Below are 19812 nucleotides of genomic sequence, written 5' to 3' on the forward strand. Positions count from 1 at the left end.
GGTCTTGCAACATGGAGATTAACCCACTCGCTTAACATCCCCGACCAGCAGAATGTAGGAGAGTGCGCCAAGCAGAGCGACAACGGAGATATAAACCAGCGCCGGGCCAAAACCATAGTCCTGGGCAAGGTAGCCTATGACCAGCGGAACGGTGATACCGCCCAGCCCGCCAACGAAGTTAAAGACACCGCCCGTCAGGCCGATCAGGCGCATGGGGGCCAGAGACGACACCAGCGACCAGGTAATTGATGCAAACCCGTTGCCGAAGAAAGCGAGCGCCATCAGCGACATAATCCAGATCGGATCGTTGGTGTAGTTCGCTCCCATAATGCAGGTGGAAATTAACAGCCCACAAATAATCGGCGTTTTACGCGCTATACCCAACGAGTAGCCTTTCCGAACCAGACGATCCGCTACCCAGCCGGACAACAGAACACCAAAGAAAGCCGCAAGGAACGGCACAGTGGTCATAAAGCCCGCCTTCAGCGCGGTGATCCCTTTCTCCTGCGTCAGGTAGTTCGGGAACCAGGTGAGGAAGAACCACAAGGTCGACGTCACCGCAAACTGGCCAAGATAAACCCCAACCAGCTTACGATGGAAAACCAGTTTCCAGTCCGCTTTGGTGAGTTTCTGGCGTTCTTCCTTTTTCACCGGCGCATCGCCATCCACCAGACCACCGCCGTCGCGAATGTAGTCCAGCTCCGCTTTGCTGATGCTTTTAGTCAGGCGCGGCGGTTGATAAACTTTAAACCAGACAAGTGACCAGATAATGCCGATGCCACCGGTAATAATAAATACCCAGTGCCAGCTTAGCATTTCCTGAATCCAGATCAGCAGCGGCGTAAGGAACGCCAGGCCAACAAACTGCCCGGAGGTATAAAAACCTACCGCCGAAGCGCGTTCATGTTCCGGGAACCAGCTGGTTACCATGCGGTTATTGGTCGGGAAAGCAGGCGCTTCAAAGATACCCGTGATAGCACGCAGGCCAATCAGCGACATCAGCCCGGTAGCAAATCCCTGAAACAATGTTGCCACTGACCAGCCAAAAATCGCGATGAAATAGGTCAGACGGGAACCTACCCGGTCAAGGAACCAGCCGCCGGGGATCTGGCAGAGTGTATAGAGCCAGGCAAAAGCCGAAAATACGTAACCCATTTCCGCTTTGGTAATACCAAACTCTTCCTGAATATGCGCGGACGCTACCGCCAGATTAGCGCGGTCAACATAACAAATAACAACGGTAATAAAGATCATTACCAGTGTTAAATAACGACGACGTCCGGTTTTTGCAGTAGTTACAGAAATATCCATAACGATCTGTCTCCGAATTTTGGCATGGTGAGGCCACTCACCATGCCCTGTGGTTTACAGAGGGTGTATATACTTTTTAAAAATAATGTCGTGCCTGCGACGTTTTTTATCGTCGCATTATTGGCTTATTACCACTCGGCGACAGTGCCGTCCGCATGACGCCATAACGGATTACGCCAGTCCTGAACGTTTTTGCTCAGCTCAATCACTTTCTCTTCGTCAATTTCGACGCCCAGTCCAGGCTTCATCAGCGGTTTAAAGAAGCCGCCTTCCATACTGAAGTCCTCTTTATTTTTCACAAAGTCGAGCAGCTCCGCACCTTTGTTATAGTGAATGCCCATACTCTGTTCCTGGAATACCGCGTTGTGCGACACAAAGTCGACGTGCAGACAGGCGGCCAGCGCGATGGGGCCGAGCGGGCAGTGCGGTGCCAGCGCCACATCGTAAGCTTCTGCCATGCCAGCGATTTTATAGCACTCGGTGATGCCGCCTGCGTGGGAGAGATCCGGCTGCAAAATCGCTACGCCGCCCGCTTCCAGCACCCGTTTAAATTCAAAGCGGGAGAACATACGCTCACCTGCGGCAATCGGAATATGGGTTTGCGCGGCCAGACGCGGATAATATTCTGCCTGCTCGGCTAATACCGGCTCCTCAATAAACAGCGGGCGATATTGTTCCAGCTCTTTAATTAATACTTTGGCCATTGGCGCGCTGACGCGGCCGTGGAAATCAAGACCGAACTCAATTTCAGTACCAAAGGCTTCGCGAATTTGCGCCACGGTATTTACCGCCGCGTCCACTTTACGCGAATCATCAATAATGCCTAACTCTTCGCAGCCGTTTAATTTAAAGGTATCAAAGCCAATTTTCCGCAGCGTGGTAATTCCCGCGATGGCTTCCGCCGGACGGTCGCCGCCGACCCAGCTATAGGCTTTGATTTTGTCGCGCACCAGACCGCCCATCAACTGCCAGACTGGGGCGTTATGCACTTTACCTTTGATATCCCACAGCGCCTGGTCGATACCGGCAATGGCGCTCATCAGGATCGGACCGCCGCGGTAGAAGCCCGCGCGATACATCACCTGCCATAAATCGTTAATCCGCGCCGGGTCCTGACCAATCAGGTATTCGCCCAGTTCGTGCACCGCCGCTTCCACGGTACGCGCACGGCCTTCAATCACCGGCTCGCCCCAGCCGACAACGCCTTCGTCGGTCTCTATTTTGAGGAACATCCAGCGCGGGGGTAAACGGTACGTGGTGAGTTTGGTAATTTTCATTTTACTGCCTCTCGATACGCTTTCACAAATGCGGCTGCCTGCTGCGCGGTGCGCTCGACGGGCTGTCCGGCGCGATAGAGATCGCTGCCCAGCCCGGCACCGACGCAACCGGCGTCAATCCACTGTTTTAAGTTCTCCGGCGTGACGCCGCCGACGGCGAATACCGGAATTTCTGGCGGCAGGACGGCTTTCAGCGCCTTGATATAGTCTGGACCGAACGCCGAAGACGGGAAAATTTTCAGCGACTGCGCGCCCGCGTCAATGGCATCAAAGGCTTCGGTCGCCGTGGCGCAGCCAGGGCACACCGTCATACCGTGCTCCACCGCGCGGCGGATCAGTTCCGGTTTAATGTTGGGCGTCACCATCAGCGTGCAGCCCATTTCAGCGAGCTGGTCAACCTGCTCCAGCTTAAGCACGGTACCCGCGCCGATCAGCGCTTTATCGCCAAACGCCTTAACCATCGCCGGGATGCTCTTTTCCCACTCGGGGGAGTTCAGCGGGATCTCGACGGCTTCAAATCCGGCCTCAATAACTGCGGCCACGTGGGCGTGCGCCTCGTCGGGTTTAATCCCACGAAGGATGGCGATAAGCGGAAGTTTATTTTGCCACTGCATGAGCGATGCTCCTTATTCCTGCCTGAAATGCGGCGTCGCCGCTCAGCGTCTGACTGCGACGCCCGAAAAGTTCAAATGCCCGCTGGTAGCGTGCGGTCAGTGACGGACTGGCGACAAGGGTGACGGCCTGCTGCGACGGGACATCATCGCCCATGCTGGCGACTTCACTGCCAATCAGCAGGCCGGAAAGAAATTCACTCACCTGTTCGCGAGGCCGCACACCCAGCACGTGCGAGGCGCGGACTTCGAACAGACGAGGCAGAATATCGGGTGATTGCAGGCCGCGCTCCAGCCCGGCGTTAAACGCCTCCGGCGAGTCGGTCTGCTCCGGCAGGCCCGCGCCCACCAGCGTATGCTTAAGCAGCACATGGTGAAGTTCGCCGGTCATCACCGTACGGAAATCCTCCACGCGATCATCGTTAACCCGCACCCACTTGCAGTGCGTGCCGGGCATTACGTACAACGCGGAAGGCATCAGCGTATGTGCGCCAATCAGTTGCGTCTCTTCGCCGCGCATCACGTTATGGTTGTCGTCGCGGTTGATGCTCAGGCCCGGCACGATCCAGACGTTGTCTTTTACGCGGGTGAGTTGCTCGCCGATATCGGCAAGGCGCGCCGGGCAGGAAAGGTAAGGCACGTTTACCCAGCCCGCGTTACTTCCCACCATCCCCGCCATCACAATCGGCGTATTTTCCTCAGCCCAGCCTTCGGTGACCTGCGCCAACACTGCATCAAACGTGCGGCCGTTCAGACGGGTGATCCCGGCTTCCGACTGCCGGCTCTCCAGGCAATTATCGCCTTCATAACGCCAGGCGCGGAGGTTGGTTGAACCCCAGTCGATAGCAATGTAGCGTGATGTCATGTGATGTCCTTTAGCCTTCTGGTCGAGCTGGCAATCATTGTCAGCGCTGCCTGTTCTGCTGCGTTGCCGTCCTGATGCCGTATCGCATCGAACAGCGCCTTATGTTCCTGAAGCGTTTTTGGCATATTGGCCTCATCGCCCATCCAGGTGCGTTCAAAGACCGCCCGCTGTAGCGAACTGATCGCCACGCTTAGCTGCTGCAATACCGGGTTGTGTACCGCATTGAGCACCGCTTCGTGATAGCGAATATCCGCCTCGTTGAACGCATCCCGATCCTGATTGTTGGCGATCATGTCGTTTAATGCCGCCTCAATCTGCGCCAGCTCGCTGGAGGTCGCCCGCTCTGCCGCCCAGCGGGCGATGGCAGGCTCCACCAGATTACGCACTTCACTCATCGCGCTAATCAGGCGCGGGTCGTAATCATTCTCCAGCACCCATTGCAGCACCTCGGTGTCGAGGTAGTTCCACTGGTTGCGCGCGGCGACAAATGCGCCGCGATAGCGCTTCGTTTCGATCAGCCGCTTTGCCGTCAGCGAGCGGAACACTTCGCGGATAATATTGCGCGAGGTTTCAAACTCTTCGCACAGATCCGCTTCAGAAGGCAGCGCGGCACCAGGGACATATTTGCCGCTCACAATCTGTCGCCCGAGAGTAACGATGATGCGGTCTGTCTTGGTAATGGTCATAGAAAGTCCTTAACGCGGTTTCGCTACCATTACTTTATCCCTGTTGATGTAAAAACCCCCAGCATTGACGTACAAATTTGTGTGGTCTTCATCGTTCTGTGAATGGATAGTAGTACAATCAACATGTGTAGTACTACAATTCAGATCACAAAAACGACAATTGGTAAAAAATTCGTTAAGGAATTTTTGTGTGCCGTTTTCCGCTTTTCACTTCACGCAGACTTCACCGCCGCCGGGTAACGTTGTGTCATGACAACCTAACCCAGGTGAAAAAATGGAACATTTCGACGTAGCGATTATCGGCCTCGGCCCGGCGGGCGCAGCACTGGCCCGACAACTGGCAGGCAGGATGCGGGTGATCGCACTGGATAAAAAGCGGGAACAGGGAACGGAGGGGTTTACTAAACCGTGCGGCGGATTGCTGGCTCCGGATGCGCAGCGCTCTCTGATACGCGCTGGCCTGACATTACCGGTAAGCGTAATCGCCAATCCGCAAATCTTCAGCGTGCGTACCGTGGATTGCCAGTCGGGACTGACCCGTAATTATCAACGCAGCTATATTAATGTGAATCGCCACGCGTTTGATTTATGGCTGAAGTCGCTGATCCCTTCTGATGTCCGGGTGCATCACGACACGCTGTGCCGCCGGATCTGGCGCGATGAGGGGCGCTGGCATGTGCTTTTTAGCGTCGATGGAGAGGAGCAGGAGATCACCGCCCGCTATCTGGTTGGCGCTGACGGCGCAAATTCCATGGTCCGACGCTCCTTATATCCCGATCATGAGATCCGCAAGTACGTCGCAATCCAGCAATGGTTTGCCGAGAAACACGCCCTGCCGTTTTACTCCTGCGTTTTTGATAACACCCTGACCGATTGCTATGCCTGGAGTATCAGCAAAGATGGGTACTTCATTTTTGGCGGCGCATTCCCGATGAAAGAGGGCCAGGCGCGTTATGAAGCCCTGAAAGATCAGATGCAGGAAGGCGGTTATCAATTTGGCCCGGTCATCAAAACGGAAAAATGCACCGTGCTGTACCCTTCCCGCTGGGCCGACTTTGTATGCGGTCAGGAAGATGCGTTTCTGATCGGCGAAGCGGCCGGGTTTATCAGCGCCAGTTCGCTGGAGGGGATTAGCTACGCGCTGGACAGCGCAGAGCGATTAGGCGATGTGCTTATCGCCAACCAGCCCAATGCAAATAAGCGCTACCGGTCGGCGACACGCGGGCTGCGGCTGAAGCTACTGGGGAAAATATTCAAGGCCAAATTGCTGACGCAGCCACGGCTTCGCCGGGCGATAATGCGTAGCCGCATCAGCGATATAACGGTGAGGGCTTAATTCAGCACAAACTTCTCAATAGCCCAGGCCACACCGTCATCCAGGTTGGATTTTGTGACGAAGTTAGCGATCTCTTTTACCGGGTCGATGGCGTTATCCATCGCCACGCCCATTCCGGCGTATTCAATCATCGCGATGTCGTTTTCCTGATCGCCAATCGCCATAATTTCTTCCGGTTTGATCCCCAGCGCATCGGCCAGCGATTTCACGCCGGTGCCTTTGTTCACGCGCTTATCGAGGATTTCGAGGAAGTACGGCGCGCTTTTCAGCACGGTGTACTTCTCTTTTACGTCCTGCGGGATACGGGTAATGGCTTTGTCGAGAATGGCCGGTTCGTCGATCATCATCACTTTCAGGAACTGCGTCGCCGGGTCCATTTTCTCCGCTTCACAGAACACCAGCGGAATGGTGGCAACGTAGGATTCATGGACGGTGTAGTAGCTGATATCGCGGTTGGCGGTATAGAGCGTGTTGCGATCGAGCGCGTGGAAGTGCGATCCCACGTCACGGGAGAGCTGTTCCAGATAGCGATAATCATCATAATTCAGCGCGGTTTGCGCCACGGTACTGCCGTCGCCCGCTTTCTGCACCAGCGCGCCGTTATAGGTGATGCAGTAGTCGCTTTCTTGCTCCATATGAAGCTCTTTCAGGTACTTATGCACGCCTGCATAGGGACGTCCGGTGGTAAGCACCACGTTCACGCCGCGCTCGCGTGCAGCGGCAATCGCGTTTTTAACGGCGGGAGAGATGCTATGATCCGGTAACAGCAACGTGCCGTCCATGTCGATTGCGATAAGTTTAATAGCCATGATATCCCCGATTAGATGAGTCCTGACTCATGCTAACGCGATTCCGCTCAAAAAACAGTAAAGAAAACGAGGATGGAAAAGGGAAGCCGAAGCCCCCTTTCTATGCGCATGTGCGGGTGGGGTTCTGTAGGCCTGATAAGCGCAACGCCATCAGACATTTCGCAACACCTGCCGGATGCGGCTTGCGCCTTATCCGGCAGGGCGTTTACAGGTTAAATATCAATATTCGCCGCTTTCAGCGCGTTCTCTTCGATAAACGCACGACGCGGTTCAACGGCATCGCCCATCAGGGTGGTGAACAGCTGGTCGGCGGCAATCGCATCCTTCACGGTTACGCGCAGCATACGACGGCTTTCCGGGTCCATGGTGGTTTCCCACAACTGTTCCGGGTTCATCTCGCCCAGACCTTTATAACGCTGGATAGCCAGGCCACGGCGGGACTCTTTCACCAGCCACTCCAGCGCCTGCTCGAAGCTGGCAACCGGCTGACGACGCTCGCCACGTTCGATAAAGGCGTCGTCTTCGATCAGACCGCGCAGTTTCTCGCCGAGCGTACAGAGACGGCGGTATTCCGCGCCCATCACGAATTCGTGATCCAGCGGATAGTCGGTATCCACGCCGTGAGTACGCACGCGAATAATCGGTTCGAACTGCTGCTGTTCCGCATTTTCACGGATGTCGTATTTCCATACGCTACCGTGCTGCTCGTTTTCGTTCAGAACGGTAATGAGCTGCGACACCCAGCGGGTTACGGTCTGCTCGCTGGACAAATCGCCTTCGCTCAGCGTTGGCTGATAAACCAGCTCTTTCAGCAGCGCACGCGGGAAGCGACGCTCCATACGATTGATCATCTTCTGCGCGCCGTTGTATTCCGACACCAGACGCTCCAGCGGTTCGCCTGCCAGCGCTGGCGCGTGAGCGTTAGCATGCAGAGAGGCACCGTCGAGAGCGATAGAGATCTGATACTGATCCATCGCTTCATCGTCTTTAATGTACTGTTCCTGCTTGCCTTTCTTCACTTTGTACAGCGGCGGCTGAGCGATGTAGACGTGACCACGTTCAACGATTTCCGGCATCTGACGATAGAAGAAGGTCAGCAGCAGGGTACGGATGTGCGAACCATCGACGTCCGCATCGGTCATGATGATGATGCTGTGGTAGCGCAGTTTATCTGGGTTGTACTCGTCGCGACCGATGCCGCAACCCAGCGCGGTAATCAGCGTCGCCACTTCCTGCGAGGAGAGCATCTTGTCGAAGCGCGCTTTCTCGACGTTGAGGATTTTACCCTTCAGCGGCAGGATCGCCTGATTCTTACGGTTACGCCCCTGTTTAGCAGAGCCGCCCGCCGAGTCCCCTTCCACTAAGTACAGTTCAGAGTGAGCCGGGTCGCGTTCCTGACAGTCCGCCAGTTTGCCCGGCAGGCCAGCCAGGTCCAGCGCGCCTTTACGGCGGGTCATTTCACGGGCACGACGCGCCGCTTCACGGGCACGCGCGGCGTCAATAATCTTGCCGACCACGATTTTGGCGTCGGACGGGTTTTCCAGCAGGTATTCGTTCAGCAGTTCATTCATCTGCTGCTCAACGGCAGTTTTCACCTCGGAGGAGACCAGCTTATCTTTGGTCTGCGAAGAGAATTTCGGGTCCGGCACCTTAACGGAAACCACGGCAATCAGACCTTCACGCGCATCGTCGCCGGTGGCGCTGACTTTGGCTTTTTTGCTATAGCCTTCTTTGTCCATGTAGGCGTTCAGGGTACGGGTCATCGCCGCACGGAAGCCTGCAAGGTGCGTACCGCCATCGCGCTGCGGAATGTTGTTGGTAAAGCAGTAGATGTTTTCCTGGAAACCGTCGTTCCACTGCAATGCGACTTCCACGCCGATACCGTCTTTTTCGGTAGAAAAATAGAAGATATTCGGGTGGATCGGCGTTTTGTTCTTGTTGAGATACTCAACAAACGCCTTAATACCGCCTTCGTAGTGGTAATGGTCTTCTTTGCCGTCACGCTTGTCGCGCAGACGTATAGATACGCCGGAGTTCAGGAACGACAGCTCGCGCAGACGTTTTGCCAGGATCTCATATTCGAATTCCACCACGTTGGTGAAGGTTTCATGGCTTGGCCAGAAACGGACCTGAGTCCCGGTCACGTCAGTGTCACCGGTTACCGCCAGCGGAGCCTGCGGTACACCGTGAACGTAGGTCTGCTGGTGAACTTTGCCTTCGCGACGGATGACCAGCTCCAGCTTCTGCGACAGGGCGTTAACCACTGAAACGCCCACGCCGTGCAGACCGCCGGACACTTTATAGGAGTTATCATCGAATTTGCCGCCGGCGTGCAGGACGGTCATGATCACTTCCGCCGCCGAAACGCCCTCTTCCGGGTGAATACCGGTCGGAATACCACGGCCATCGTCCGTTACGGACACGGAGTTATCGGCATGGATGGTCACGACGATATCTTTACAGTGACCTGCGAGCGCTTCGTCGATAGCGTTATCTACCACCTCGAATACCATATGGTGCAGACCGGTGCCGTCATCCGTATCGCCGATATACATACCCGGGCGCTTACGTACCGCATCCAGCCCTTTCAGGACTTTGATACTGGAGGAGTCATAAGAATTCGACATCAACGTTTCTCGCTCATTTTATCTTGGGTTAATCCGCTATTTTACCCTTTTCCACGGTGAACATCTTCGAATTTTTGTCCGACATGTCCAGAACGTGTTCAGCGCTAATGGCGCTGACGAAGACCTGCGACTGCGTGGCTTTTAAGCGGCTGGCAAGCAGTCCGCGACGCGCGTCGTCAAGTTCAGAGGCAAAATCATCTATCAGGTACAGACAGCGCCGTCCGCTTTCGCGGGTTAAAAACTCCCCCTGCGCCAGTCGTAGCGCGCACATCAGAAGTTTTAGCTGCCCGCGCGACAACGTGTCTTCCACCGGCGCGCCGTCGGCACGAATGCGGAAATCCGCCTTGTGCGGGCCGTGCGCGGTGTAGGTCAGCATTCTGTCACGCTCGAAGCTCCGCTCCAGCACCTCTGCGTAGTCGCTCTCTTTTTCCCAGCCGCGCTGGAAAGAGAAGGTGAGGGTGAACTCCGGTAAAAATTGTTTGCAGGTATCCGCCATGTCTTCGGCAATGGCGCTACTGTATTCGGCGCGCCAGCGGCTGATTTGCTCCGCCAGCGGGATCAGTTCTTTGTCCCACGGACGCAGTTGCGCATAGTGGCCCACCTGGCGCAGCGCGGCGTTGCGCTGTTTGAGCAGCCGCTTGAGGTTGCTCCAGGCGGTAAAGAAACCGGCTTCGTTATGAAAGCATCCCCAGTCGAGGAACGCTCTTCTGTATTTGGGGCCGCCGTTGAGTAAAGTAAACCCCTCTGGCGTAATAAGCTGCATCGGCATCAGGTGCGCCAGCTCTGCCACTTTATGACCGTCGGTGCCGTCAATGCGCACCTTGCTGTCGCCCAGCTTGTCTTTGGTCAGGCCAATTGAGACTTCCCGCTCTTCTCCCTGCAAACGTCCGTGCAGAATAAATGCGTCCTGCTCATGGCGGATCACGCGGCCGATTTGCAAACTGCGAAACGCCCGGCCGTGGCCGAGCGTATAGATGGCTTCCAGCACGCTGGTTTTGCCGCTGCCGTTCGCGCCCACCAGGAAGTTAAAACCGGGAGAGAGGGCGAGATCCGCGTTTTCGATATTGCGAAAATCGCGGATCAATAAACGCGAAAGGGACATTACAGTCTCATTGGCATGACGACATAAGCCGCACTCTGGCTGGCGGCATCTTCGATCTGCACGCTCGAGACGGAATCCGTCAGCATAATGCGGACGTTTTCACATTTCAGCGCGTTCAGCACGTCGAGCACGTAGCTAACGTTAAAACCGATTTCCATCTCCGTGCCGGCGTAGGTGACGTCGAGAATTTCCTCGGCTTCTTCCTGCTCCGGGTTGTTCGCGGTGATTTTAATCTGGTTCTCGCTGACATACAGACGCACGCCGCGGAACTTCTCGTTGGAGAGAATAGCCGCGCGGGCAAACGCCTGCTTGAGGATATCGCAGCCCGCTTCCAGATGTTTATCCGGATTTTTCGGCAGGACGCGGCGATAGTCCGGGAACCGACCGTCAACCAGCTTCGAGGTAAAGATAAAATCGCCAACGTGCGCGCGAATGTTGTTACTGCCGATCTGCACGCGCAGCGGAGTATCGCCGCCGTCGAGCATCCGCATCAGCTCAATGACGCCTTTACGCGGCACGATCACTGAATGGTTAGGCAGCGATTCGCCGAGCGGCATGGAGCAGACCGCCAGACGGTGTCCGTCGGTGGCTACGGTACGCAACTCTTCGCCTTCGGTTTCGAACAGCATCCCGTTCAGGTAATAGCGCACGTCCTGATGGGCCATCGAAAACTGGGTGGCTTCAATCAGGCGCTTCATGGTCGCCTGCGGCAGCGTGAATTCAACTTCACTCTGCCAGTCGTCCAGATTCGGGAAATCCGCGGCAGGCAGCGTAGAGAGCGAGAAACGGCTACGCCCGGAGCGTACCAGCATACGGTCACCCTCCAGCTTGACGTCGATTTCAGCGCCTTCCGGCAAACCACGGCAGATATCAAAAAATTTACGCGCCGGTACGGTTGTTGCGCCCGGCTCATGCGGCTGGTTTAGCGACACGCGTGCGACCATTTCCATTTCCAGGTCGGTGCCGGTTAGCGACAGCGTACCGTCCGCGACCTGCATCAGGAGATTACCCAGAATCGGCAGCGTAGGGCGTCCGCCTAAAGGACCACTCACCTGCTGTAGCGGTTTTAATAAATGTTCACGTTCAACGGTAAATTTCATAGGTCACGACGATAATGTTCGGATTAAATTAGAGAAATCTTCTTTAATATCATGGCTTTCTTCACGCAACTGCTCGATTTTACGGCAGGCGTGGAGCACGGTAGTGTGGTCGCGACCACCAAAGGCATCGCCGATCTCCGGCAAGCTATGGTTGGTCAGCTCCTTTGCCAGCGCCATCGCCATCTGGCGCGGACGGGCTACCGAACGGGAGCGGCGTTTGGACAGCAGATCCGCCACTTTAATTTTATAGTACTCCGCCACCGTCTTCTGGATGTTATCGATGGTGACCAGTTTTTCCTGAAGCGCCAGCAGATCGCGCAGCGCTTCACGCACGAAGTCGATAGTAATTGCCCGGCCAGTAAAGTTGGCGTTGGCGATCACGCGGTTCAGCGCCCCTTCCAGCTCACGCACGTTAGAGCGCAGGCGCTTGGCAATAAAGAACGCCACCTCACCCGGCAGGCGGATGTCGTTTTCGTCCGCCTTTTTCATCAGGATCGCCACGCGGGTTTCCAGCTCTGGCGGTTCGATCGCCACGGTCAGCCCCCAGCCGAAGCGGGATTTCAGACGATCTTCCACACCGTTGATCTCTTTCGGATAGCGATCTGAAGTCAGGATGATCTGCTGATTGCCTTCCAGCAGGGCGTTGAAGGTGTGGAAAAACTCTTCCTGGGATCGTTCTTTATTGGCAAAGAACTGGATGTCATCGATCAACAGCGCATCGACGGAGCGATAGTAGCGTTTAAACTCTTCGATCGCATTGTTTTGCAGGGCTTTTACCATGTCCTGAACAAAGCGCTCGGAGTGCATATAGACCACTTTGGCGTTGGGCTTACGCGCTACGATGCCATTCCCCACCGCATGCAGAAGGTGCGTTTTACCCAGACCCGTACCGCCATACAAAAACAGCGGGTTATACGCGCCGCCGGGGTTATCGGCCACCTGACGGGCCGCCGCTCGCGCCAGCTGGTTTGATTTACCTTCGACGAAGTTATCAAAGGTATGCTTGACGTTAACATTGGAGCGGTAGGTCGGTGCGGCAGGCGCGGGAACGTTATCCCAACTGGAACGCGCAACCGGGATCGGACGCGGAACGTGAACCTGCGCCGTCTGCGCGGGAGCCGCTACGCTGACCGAGCCTTTCAGGGTCTGGGAAACCGGTTTTGTGCCGACTTCAAAACGCATCTGCGGCGCGTCTGAACCGCAAAACTCATTAAGCAGTCCATTGATATTATTAAGGTATTTGTCCCTTACCCAATCGAGTACGAAACGGTTTGGCGCATACAAAGCCAGCGTGTTATCGCTCAATTCCGCCTGCAACGGGCGTATCCACATACTGAATTCTGTGGCTGGTAACTCATCCTGCAATCGGGCAAGACACTGCTGCCAAAGCGAAAGTGACACGGCGGACTCCACTCGAACAAAAGTCGATAAATGACAAAGGCTGAAACGTTCATGATTGTTGACGCACGGCGAAAAGACCCACGTAAGGGTGACGTGCGAACCGCTATCTGCGGTTTTTACCCGATCCGGATCCAGTGATCCGATCGGGAGGCGGATCATAGCGTAAACTGAGCCAGAGATCTTCTGTTTCTCACAGATTCTTCCCGATTTATCCACAGGGAGGATCGCGACCGGCTAAGTGTAAACGATCCTGGCTAACTGAGGCACGATTTAGGCCTCATATCGGAAAAATTAATGAGCAACGACAAATTTTTCCTTAAATGATCTAACGAAGATCCGGCGGGATCCTTGCGCTTTAAGTAAGAGGCCGTATAATCCTCCACCCTGCGCGTTAGCCTGTTTTCAGCCAGGGTTTTACTCATGAAAACGTGCGAAAATACGCGGGATATAAGGAAAGAGAATTGACTCCGGAGTGTACAATTATTACAATCCGGCCTCTTTAATCACCCACACTGAGGCGTAAGTCGTTCGAAGTTTGTTCGGTTATACGCAGAAGTCAGTGAATTTATTCAAGTTTAGGTAGAAATCGCCATGAAACGCACTTTTCAACCGTCTGTACTGAAGCGCAACCGTTCTCACGGCTTCCGTGCTCGTATGGCTAATAAAAATGGTCGTCAGGTTTTGGCACGTCGTCGTGCTAAAGGCCGTTCTCGTCTGACCGTTTCTAAGTAATAAAGCTAACCCTGCGTGGTTAAGCTCGCATTTCCCAGGGAGTTACGCTTGTTAACTCCCAGTCATTTCACATTCGTCTTCCAGCAGCCACAACGGGCTGGCACGCCGCAAATCACCATCCTCGGCCGCCTGAATTCGCTGGGGCATCCCCGCATCGGTCTTACGGTCGCCAAGAAAAACGTTAAGCGAGCACACGAACGCAATCGGATTAAACGTCTGACGCGTGAAAGTTTTCGTTTACGTCAACACGAACTCCCTGCAATGGATTTCGTGATAGTGGCGAAAAAAGGGGTTGCCGACCTCGATAATCGTGCCCTTACAGAAGCACTGGAAAAATTATGGCGTCGCCACTGTCGGCTGGCTCAAGGGTCCTGATAGCCCTTATCCGGGTCTACCAACGCCTGATCAGTCCGCTGCTTGGGCCACATTGCCGTTTCACCCCGACCTGTTCGCAATACGGAATTGAGGCATTGCGCAGGTTTGGAATGATAAAAGGCAGTTGGTTGACGGTGAAACGCGTATTAAAATGCCACCCTTTACACCCGGGTGGTGACGACCCCGTCCCGCCCGGACCATTTGATACCAGAGAACACTAACGATGGATTCGCAACGCAATCTTCTAGTCATCGCTTTGTTGTTCGTGTCTTTCATGATCTGGCAAGCCTGGGAGCAGGATAAAAATCCTAAACCCCAGCAGCAGATCACGCAGACTACGACCACCGCAGCGGGTAGTGCCGCAGACCAGGGCGTACCAGCCAGTGGCCAGGGTAAACTGATTACGGTTAAGACCGATGTGCTGGAGCTGACGATCAACACCCGTGGTGGTGACGTTGAGCAGGCGCACCTGTTGACCTACCCGAAAGAGCTGGGTTCTAACGAGCCGTTCCAGTTACTCGAAACCACGCCAGAGTTTATCTACCAGGCACAGAGTGGCCTGACTGGCCGCGATGGCCCGGATAACCCGGCTAACGGTTCTCGCCCGCTGTATAACGTTGACAGCGATGCGTTTGTGCTGGCTGATGGTCAGAACGAACTGACGATCCCGCTGACCTGGACCGATGCCGCTGGTAACACCTTCACCAAGACCTTCGTCCTGAAACGCGGCGAATTTGCGGTGAATGTTAACTACAACGTGCAGAACGCCAGCGCTAAGCCGCTGGAAGTGTCTACCTTTGGTCAGTTGAAGCAATCCATCGATTTGCCTGCTCATCGCGATACCGGCAGCAGCAACTTTGCACTGCATACCTTCCGCGGTGCGGCGTACTCCACGCCGGACGAGAAGTATGAAAAATACAAATTTGATAAAATTGCCGACAACGAAAACCTGAACCTGAGTTCTCAGGGCGGTTGGGTTGCCATGTTGCAGCAGTACTTCGCGACCGCGTGGGTACCGCCAGCCAACAGCACTAACAGCTTCTACACCAGCAATCTGGGCAACGGCGTTGCGGCGATTGGCTACAAGTCTCAGCCGCTGCTGGTTCAGCCGGGTCAGACGGGCAATCTGGGCAGTACCCTGTGGGTCGGCCCGGAAATTCAGGATAAAATGGCGGCCGTTGCACCGCACCTGGACTTGACCGTAGATTACGGCTGGCTGTGGTTCATCTCTCAGCCGCTGTTTAAACTGCTGAAATGGATCCACAGCTTCCTGGGCAACTGGGGCTTCTCCATCATCATTATCACCTTTATCGTTCGTGGCATCATGTACCCGCTGACCAAAGCGCAGTACACCTCCATGGCGAAGATGCGTATGCTACAGCCGAAGATTGCGGCCATGCGTGAGCGTCTGGGCGATGACAAGCAGCGTCAGAGCCAGGAGATGATGGCCCTGTACAAAGCTGAGAAGGTTAACCCGCTGGGAGGCTGCTTACCGCTGGTCATCCAGATGCCAATCTTCCTTGCGCTGTACTACATGCTGATGGGCTCCATTGAACTGCGTCATGCGCCGTTCGCCCTGTGGATCCATGACCTTTCCGCACAGGACCCGTACTACATCCTGCCGATCCTGATGGGCCTGACGATGTTCTTCATTCAGAAGATGTCGCCGACCACCGTGACCGACCCGATGCAGCAGAAGATCATGACCTTTATGCCGGTCATCTTCACCGTGTTCTTCCTGTGGTTCCCGTCAGGTCTGGTGCTGTACTATATCGTGAGTAACACCGTGACGATTATCCAGCAGCAGCTGATTTACCGTGGTCTGGAAAAACGTGGCCTGCATAGCCGCGAGAAGAAAAAATCCTGATTCGGTCCCTGTTGTAGGCCGGGTCAGCGAAGCGCCACCCGGCAAAAGGAACTGTGATAAAGGGCGGTCATCTGACCGCCTTTTTTATTGGTAAGCAAAGAGACATAACATGAGCCATAACGACACTATCGTAGCCCAGGCCACGCCTCCGGGACGCGGCGGCGTGGGCATCCTGCGCATCTCAGGCCTAAAAGCTCGTGAGGTCGCGCAGGCCGTGCTGGGGAAATTACCTAAGCCGCGCTACGCCGACTATCTGCCGTTTCAGGACGCGGACGGCACGGCGCTCGATCAGGGCATCGCGCTATGGTTCCCCGGCCCAAACTCGTTTACCGGCGAAGATGTGCTGGAGCTACAGGGACACGGCGGCCCGGTCATTCTCGATCTGCTGTTAAAACGTATCCTGACCCTTCCCGGCCTGCGCATCGCGAAACCCGGCGAGTTCTCCGAACGCGCGTTTCTCAATGACAAGCTGGATTTAGCCCAGGCAGAGGCGATTGCTGACCTGATTGACGCCAGTTCCGAACAGGCGGCACGCTCGGCGTTAAATTCGCTTCAGGGTGCCTTCTCCGCGCGGGTGAATCATCTGGTGGAAGCACTCACTCACCTGCGGATCTACGTCGAAGCGGCCATCGACTTCCCGGATGAGGAGATCGACTTTCTTTCCGACGGCAAAATCGAGGCGCAGCTTAACGGCGTCATGGCCGATCTGGACGCGGTACGCGCCGAAGCGCGTCAGGGCAGCCTGCTGCGCGAAGGGATGAAAGTGGTGATTGCCGGACGTCCCAACGCCGGTAAATCCAGCCTGCTGAACGCGCTGGCCGGGCGCGACGCGGCAATTGTTACCGACATCGCCGGCACCACGCGCGATGTACTGCGCGAGCATATTCACATCGACGGGATGCCGCTGCACATCATCGACACCGCCGGGCTGCGCGAAGCCAGCGATGAAGTTGAGCGCATTGGCATTGAGCGCGCCTGGCAGGAGATTGAACAGGCGGACCGCGTGCTGTTTATGGTCGACGGCACCACCACCGATGCGGTAGATCCGGCAGATATCTGGCCGGACTTTATCGCCCGTCTGCCCGCAAAACTGCCGATTACTGTGGTGCGTAACAAGGCCGATATCACTGGCGAGACGCTGGGCTTCAGTGAAGTGAATAATCACTCACTTGTTCGCCTCTCGGCCCGCACGGGTGAAGGCGTTGACGTCCTGCGCGACCATCTCAAGCACAGTATGGGCTTTGATACCCAAATGGAAGGCGGTTTTCTTGCCCGCCGTCGTCATTTGCAGGCGCTGGAAGACGCGGCGAACCATCTTGAGCAAGGCAAGGCGCAACTGCTCGGTGCCTGGGCTGGCGAATTGCTGGCGGAGGAGTTGCGGCTTGCTCAGCAAAGCCTGAGTGAGATCACCGGCGAGTTTACCTCGGATGACTTGCTGGGACGGATTTTCTCGAGTTTTTGTATTGGGAAATAAGTTTTAGTACATTCTCGTCCGTGAACGTTCACTAACCCGCATTAACATGCAGTTAATGCGGGTTTTTACTTTCCGTACTGGTCCATAGCCGTGCGGGTTCATCCGCGATTTTTGTGTCCATCGTTGTGCCCATAGCAAAAAAACCGCTGTGCCATTGTTCATTTTTTTGCGCTAATAATCACACCTCATGGGTATAGAAAATAGTATAAAAAAGCATCAAAATCGATATCCCATGGGCACAGCATAAGAGGTGAAAAATGGCGCTTTCAGATACTAAACTTCGCTCATTAGCTCCAAAAGATCATCCCTGGCAAATAGCTGATAGAGATGGCCTGATGATTGAAATACTTCCACAGGAAGAAAAGTATGGAGATTCCGCTTTCGCCTGAACAACAAACTTCAAAAAGTCACGCTGCGGGAATACCCATCCTTCTCCCTCGCTGAGGCTCGTATGTGGTGTGAGAAATGCCGCTCAATGTTTACCCATGACATTAACCCGGCACAAAAGAAGCAGGAAGAAAAACCCAAACAAAATGACCCTACAACAGTAAAAGCTTTCGCCAAACGCTGGCTGACCGAGATCGTTGAAAAAAGTAACCGCAATCCACGCAACGTCACTCGCGTTATCGAGAAGGACATCATTCCCATCATCGGGAAACTGGAACTGGAAGAACTCACAACTGCCCACATTCAGGTCGTTCTCGACCGCATCAAACAACGAGGTTCCGATCACGTCGCGCTGCCGACGCGAAACGTACTCAAACGCATGCTGGCCTATGCGATTTCCAGGGGAATCATCTTCAACAACCCGACAGCCGCTATTGCTGCCCTTTATATCGCACAAGCAACGAGCCGTGACGTGGCGTTAACCGCAGAAGAGATCGGCATCCTGTTACGAGGGATCTACACCTCTAACATGAACCGACGCCACAAGCTGGCTCTACACCTGCTGATTATCTGCATAGTGCTTAAATCGGAGATGATTGAAGCGACATGGAGTGAAGTTAACTTCAACGCGCTGGAATGGCGTATCCCTGGCGAAAGAATGAAGATGGATAACCCGCATATTGTTCCGCTGTCCAAGCAGGCTCTAGCGATGTTCGAAGAGCTAAAATCTCTGGCCGGAGATTCGCCTTACGTCTTCCCCAGCCGAAACGCCCACCGACGCCCGATCTCCAAAACAACGCTGAACTGCGCGGTGCGTACGCGGGATCTGAACTTCAGGAATTTTGTTATTCATGACTTCCGGCGTACTGCCAGCACATTGCTACATGAGCAGGGCTACAACTCAGACTGGGTGGAAAAATGCCTGGCACATAAGATCGGCGGCGTTCACGGCGTTTATAACCGTGCGGAGTAACTGAATCAGCGCCGGGAGATGCTTCAGTCATGGGCTGATTTTGTTGATGTGCAGATTGAGGAGGGGCGGAAGGTGGTTATCGGGAAGTTTGGGAAGGCTTATGAATCAAATAATTAAAAGAAAATTGACAAAATGGCGATAAAGTGACTTTTCCATTCAAGCTTGACAAATCCATAAAAACGCAAGATTATTAAGTTACATTTCACCTGAATCCGATCAGGATCTACACCAGCCCTACGCTACAAGGATTACTTTTAATAATGAAACAACCATGGGAACTAAACCCTGAACTTACACAAGAACGCCTAAAGAAACTGGCCTCTCTCATCCGATACGTTAGAGATGATGTGGTCGACAGACATGATGATGATTTAGGCGACTCAGCGCGCGCAACCGGTATGCGGGCATATGAATGTTGCAGAACACGGATAGCTCGTGCTTCTATGGACTCAGAAGAATGGCCCTGGCTTGGAATTGTAAAAAAAGATGGTAAATTTACGTTTTCCATCAAATCAGTACCAGTGCGACTCTATAGAGGTAAGCCAGATAGTCCTGAAGAACGTCGATTAATTCCATGTTATGAAGCTTTGAGCCAAGCTAGTTTCTTATTTGAGGAAGTTGGTGATGCAGCAGATATCATATGGTTTTTTGCTATTGAAGTAGACGAATTCAGATACGTGGATCGGGTCACATTCACTGGTTTTCTTGAAGGTGCCCAAGTTTCATGCTGGGAGATTCCACTCAATGAGAAAGTGCCTGCTATCAGCTCAATTGATGCAGAACTTCCTGAGCCTGTGAAAATCGAGAAACCAGTCGTTTCTGTTAAAAAGAAAGAAGAGAAAAAAGCAAAAAATGATGATACGAATGATGGTCAGTAAG

General features: G+C 54.4%; 16 protein-coding genes and 2 pseudogenes. 8 read left to right on the forward strand and 10 right to left on the reverse strand.

Features of this window, described 5'->3' with window-relative positions; all coding sequences use genetic code 11:
* Positions 1 to 18 precede the first annotated feature (18 nt).
* From INT84_RS16500 to dgoR, 5 genes and pseudogenes are all read right to left on the reverse strand, one after another.
* A pseudogene (locus INT84_RS16500) lies at positions 19 to 1355 on the reverse strand (MFS transporter).
* Between the two features lie 84 nt (positions 1356 to 1439).
* Positions 1440 to 2588: a galactonate dehydratase gene (dgoD, locus tag INT84_RS16505; protein ID WP_194207669.1), complete on the reverse strand. Its 1149-nt coding sequence runs from the start codon at positions 2586 to 2588 to the stop codon at positions 1440 to 1442.
* Positions 2585 to 3202, reverse strand: coding sequence for a 2-dehydro-3-deoxy-6-phosphogalactonate aldolase (locus INT84_RS16510; protein WP_194207670.1), 618 nt, complete (start codon positions 3200 to 3202; stop codon positions 2585 to 2587). Before INT84_RS16510 ends, dgoD begins: the two co-directional genes overlap by 4 nt.
* Positions 3186 to 4064: a 2-dehydro-3-deoxygalactonokinase gene (locus INT84_RS16515; protein WP_194207671.1), complete on the reverse strand. Its 879-nt coding sequence runs from the start codon at positions 4062 to 4064 to the stop codon at positions 3186 to 3188. The genes INT84_RS16510 and INT84_RS16515 overlap by 17 nt, the downstream gene beginning before the upstream one ends.
* Positions 4061 to 4750 carry a D-galactonate utilization transcriptional regulator DgoR gene (gene dgoR / locus INT84_RS16520; protein ID WP_176918522.1) on the reverse strand — a complete coding sequence of 230 codons (690 nt, stop codon included), beginning with the start codon at positions 4748 to 4750 and terminating at the stop codon, positions 4061 to 4063. Before dgoR ends, INT84_RS16515 begins: the two co-directional genes overlap by 4 nt.
* 274 nt (positions 4751 to 5024) lie before the next feature.
* Between dgoR and INT84_RS16525 the strand changes: the two genes are divergently transcribed.
* The gene (locus tag INT84_RS16525; protein WP_194207672.1) at positions 5025 to 6086 is read left to right on the forward strand and encodes an FAD-binding protein; all 1062 of its coding nucleotides are present in this window, start codon (positions 5025 to 5027) and stop codon (positions 6084 to 6086) included.
* Here INT84_RS16525 and yidA read toward each other — a convergent pair.
* The 5 genes from yidA to dnaA all read right to left on the reverse strand — a co-directional run bounded on the left by yidA (position 6083) and on the right by dnaA (position 13125).
* A complete protein-coding gene (gene yidA, locus INT84_RS16530; protein WP_194207673.1) occupies positions 6083 to 6895 on the reverse strand; it encodes a sugar-phosphatase in 813 nt (270 codons plus the stop codon). The genes INT84_RS16525 and yidA overlap by 4 nt on opposite strands.
* Before the next feature lie 212 nt (positions 6896 to 7107).
* Complete coding sequence (gene gyrB, locus INT84_RS16535) at positions 7108 to 9522, reverse strand: DNA topoisomerase (ATP-hydrolyzing) subunit B (protein ID WP_194207674.1); 2415 nt, start codon at positions 9520 to 9522, stop codon at positions 7108 to 7110.
* Between the two features lie 28 nt (positions 9523 to 9550).
* Positions 9551 to 10624, reverse strand: a complete 1074-nt coding sequence (recF, locus tag INT84_RS16540; protein ID WP_194207675.1) for a DNA replication/repair protein RecF — start codon at positions 10622 to 10624, stop codon at positions 9551 to 9553.
* On the reverse strand, positions 10624 to 11724 hold the full coding sequence (gene dnaN, locus INT84_RS16545) for a DNA polymerase III subunit beta (RefSeq protein ID WP_176918527.1): 1101 nt from the start codon (positions 11722 to 11724) through the stop codon (positions 10624 to 10626). Before dnaN ends, recF begins: the two co-directional genes overlap by 1 nt.
* Positions 11725 to 11727: 3 nt before the next feature.
* Positions 11728 to 13125: a chromosomal replication initiator protein DnaA gene (dnaA, locus tag INT84_RS16550; RefSeq protein ID WP_176918528.1), complete on the reverse strand. Its 1398-nt coding sequence runs from the start codon at positions 13123 to 13125 to the stop codon at positions 11728 to 11730.
* Positions 13126 to 13716: 591 nt separating this feature from the next.
* Between dnaA and rpmH the strand changes: the two genes are divergently transcribed.
* From rpmH to INT84_RS24240, 7 genes and pseudogenes are all read left to right on the forward strand, one after another.
* The gene (rpmH, locus tag INT84_RS16555) at positions 13717 to 13857 is read left to right on the forward strand and encodes a 50S ribosomal protein L34 (protein WP_003023858.1); all 141 of its coding nucleotides are present in this window, start codon (positions 13717 to 13719) and stop codon (positions 13855 to 13857) included.
* Between the two features lie 15 nt (positions 13858 to 13872).
* Positions 13873 to 14232, forward strand: coding sequence for a ribonuclease P protein component (gene rnpA, locus INT84_RS16560; RefSeq protein ID WP_176918529.1), 360 nt, complete (start codon positions 13873 to 13875; stop codon positions 14230 to 14232).
* Positions 14196 to 14453, forward strand: a complete 258-nt coding sequence (gene yidD / locus INT84_RS16565) for a membrane protein insertion efficiency factor YidD (RefSeq protein ID WP_103676252.1) — start codon at positions 14196 to 14198, stop codon at positions 14451 to 14453. The genes rnpA and yidD overlap by 37 nt, the downstream gene beginning before the upstream one ends.
* A gap of 2 nt (positions 14454 to 14455) precedes the next feature.
* Positions 14456 to 16099: a membrane protein insertase YidC gene (gene yidC, locus INT84_RS16570; protein WP_194207676.1), complete on the forward strand. Its 1644-nt coding sequence runs from the start codon at positions 14456 to 14458 to the stop codon at positions 16097 to 16099.
* A gap of 109 nt (positions 16100 to 16208) precedes the next feature.
* Positions 16209 to 17573, forward strand: a complete 1365-nt coding sequence (gene mnmE, locus INT84_RS16575) for a tRNA uridine-5-carboxymethylaminomethyl(34) synthesis GTPase MnmE (RefSeq protein ID WP_194207677.1) — start codon at positions 16209 to 16211, stop codon at positions 17571 to 17573.
* Positions 17574 to 17830: 257 nt separating this feature from the next.
* Positions 17831 to 19050, forward strand: a pseudogene (locus tag INT84_RS16580) (tyrosine-type recombinase/integrase).
* 143 nt (positions 19051 to 19193) lie between these two features.
* Positions 19194 to 19811, forward strand: a complete 618-nt coding sequence (locus INT84_RS24240) for a hypothetical protein (protein WP_228066298.1) — start codon at positions 19194 to 19196, stop codon at positions 19809 to 19811.
* Position 19812 lies beyond the last annotated feature (1 nt).

This window comes from Superficieibacter sp. 1612_C1 (assembly GCF_015234305.1).
GTDB lineage: Bacteria > Pseudomonadota > Gammaproteobacteria > Enterobacterales > Enterobacteriaceae > Superficieibacter.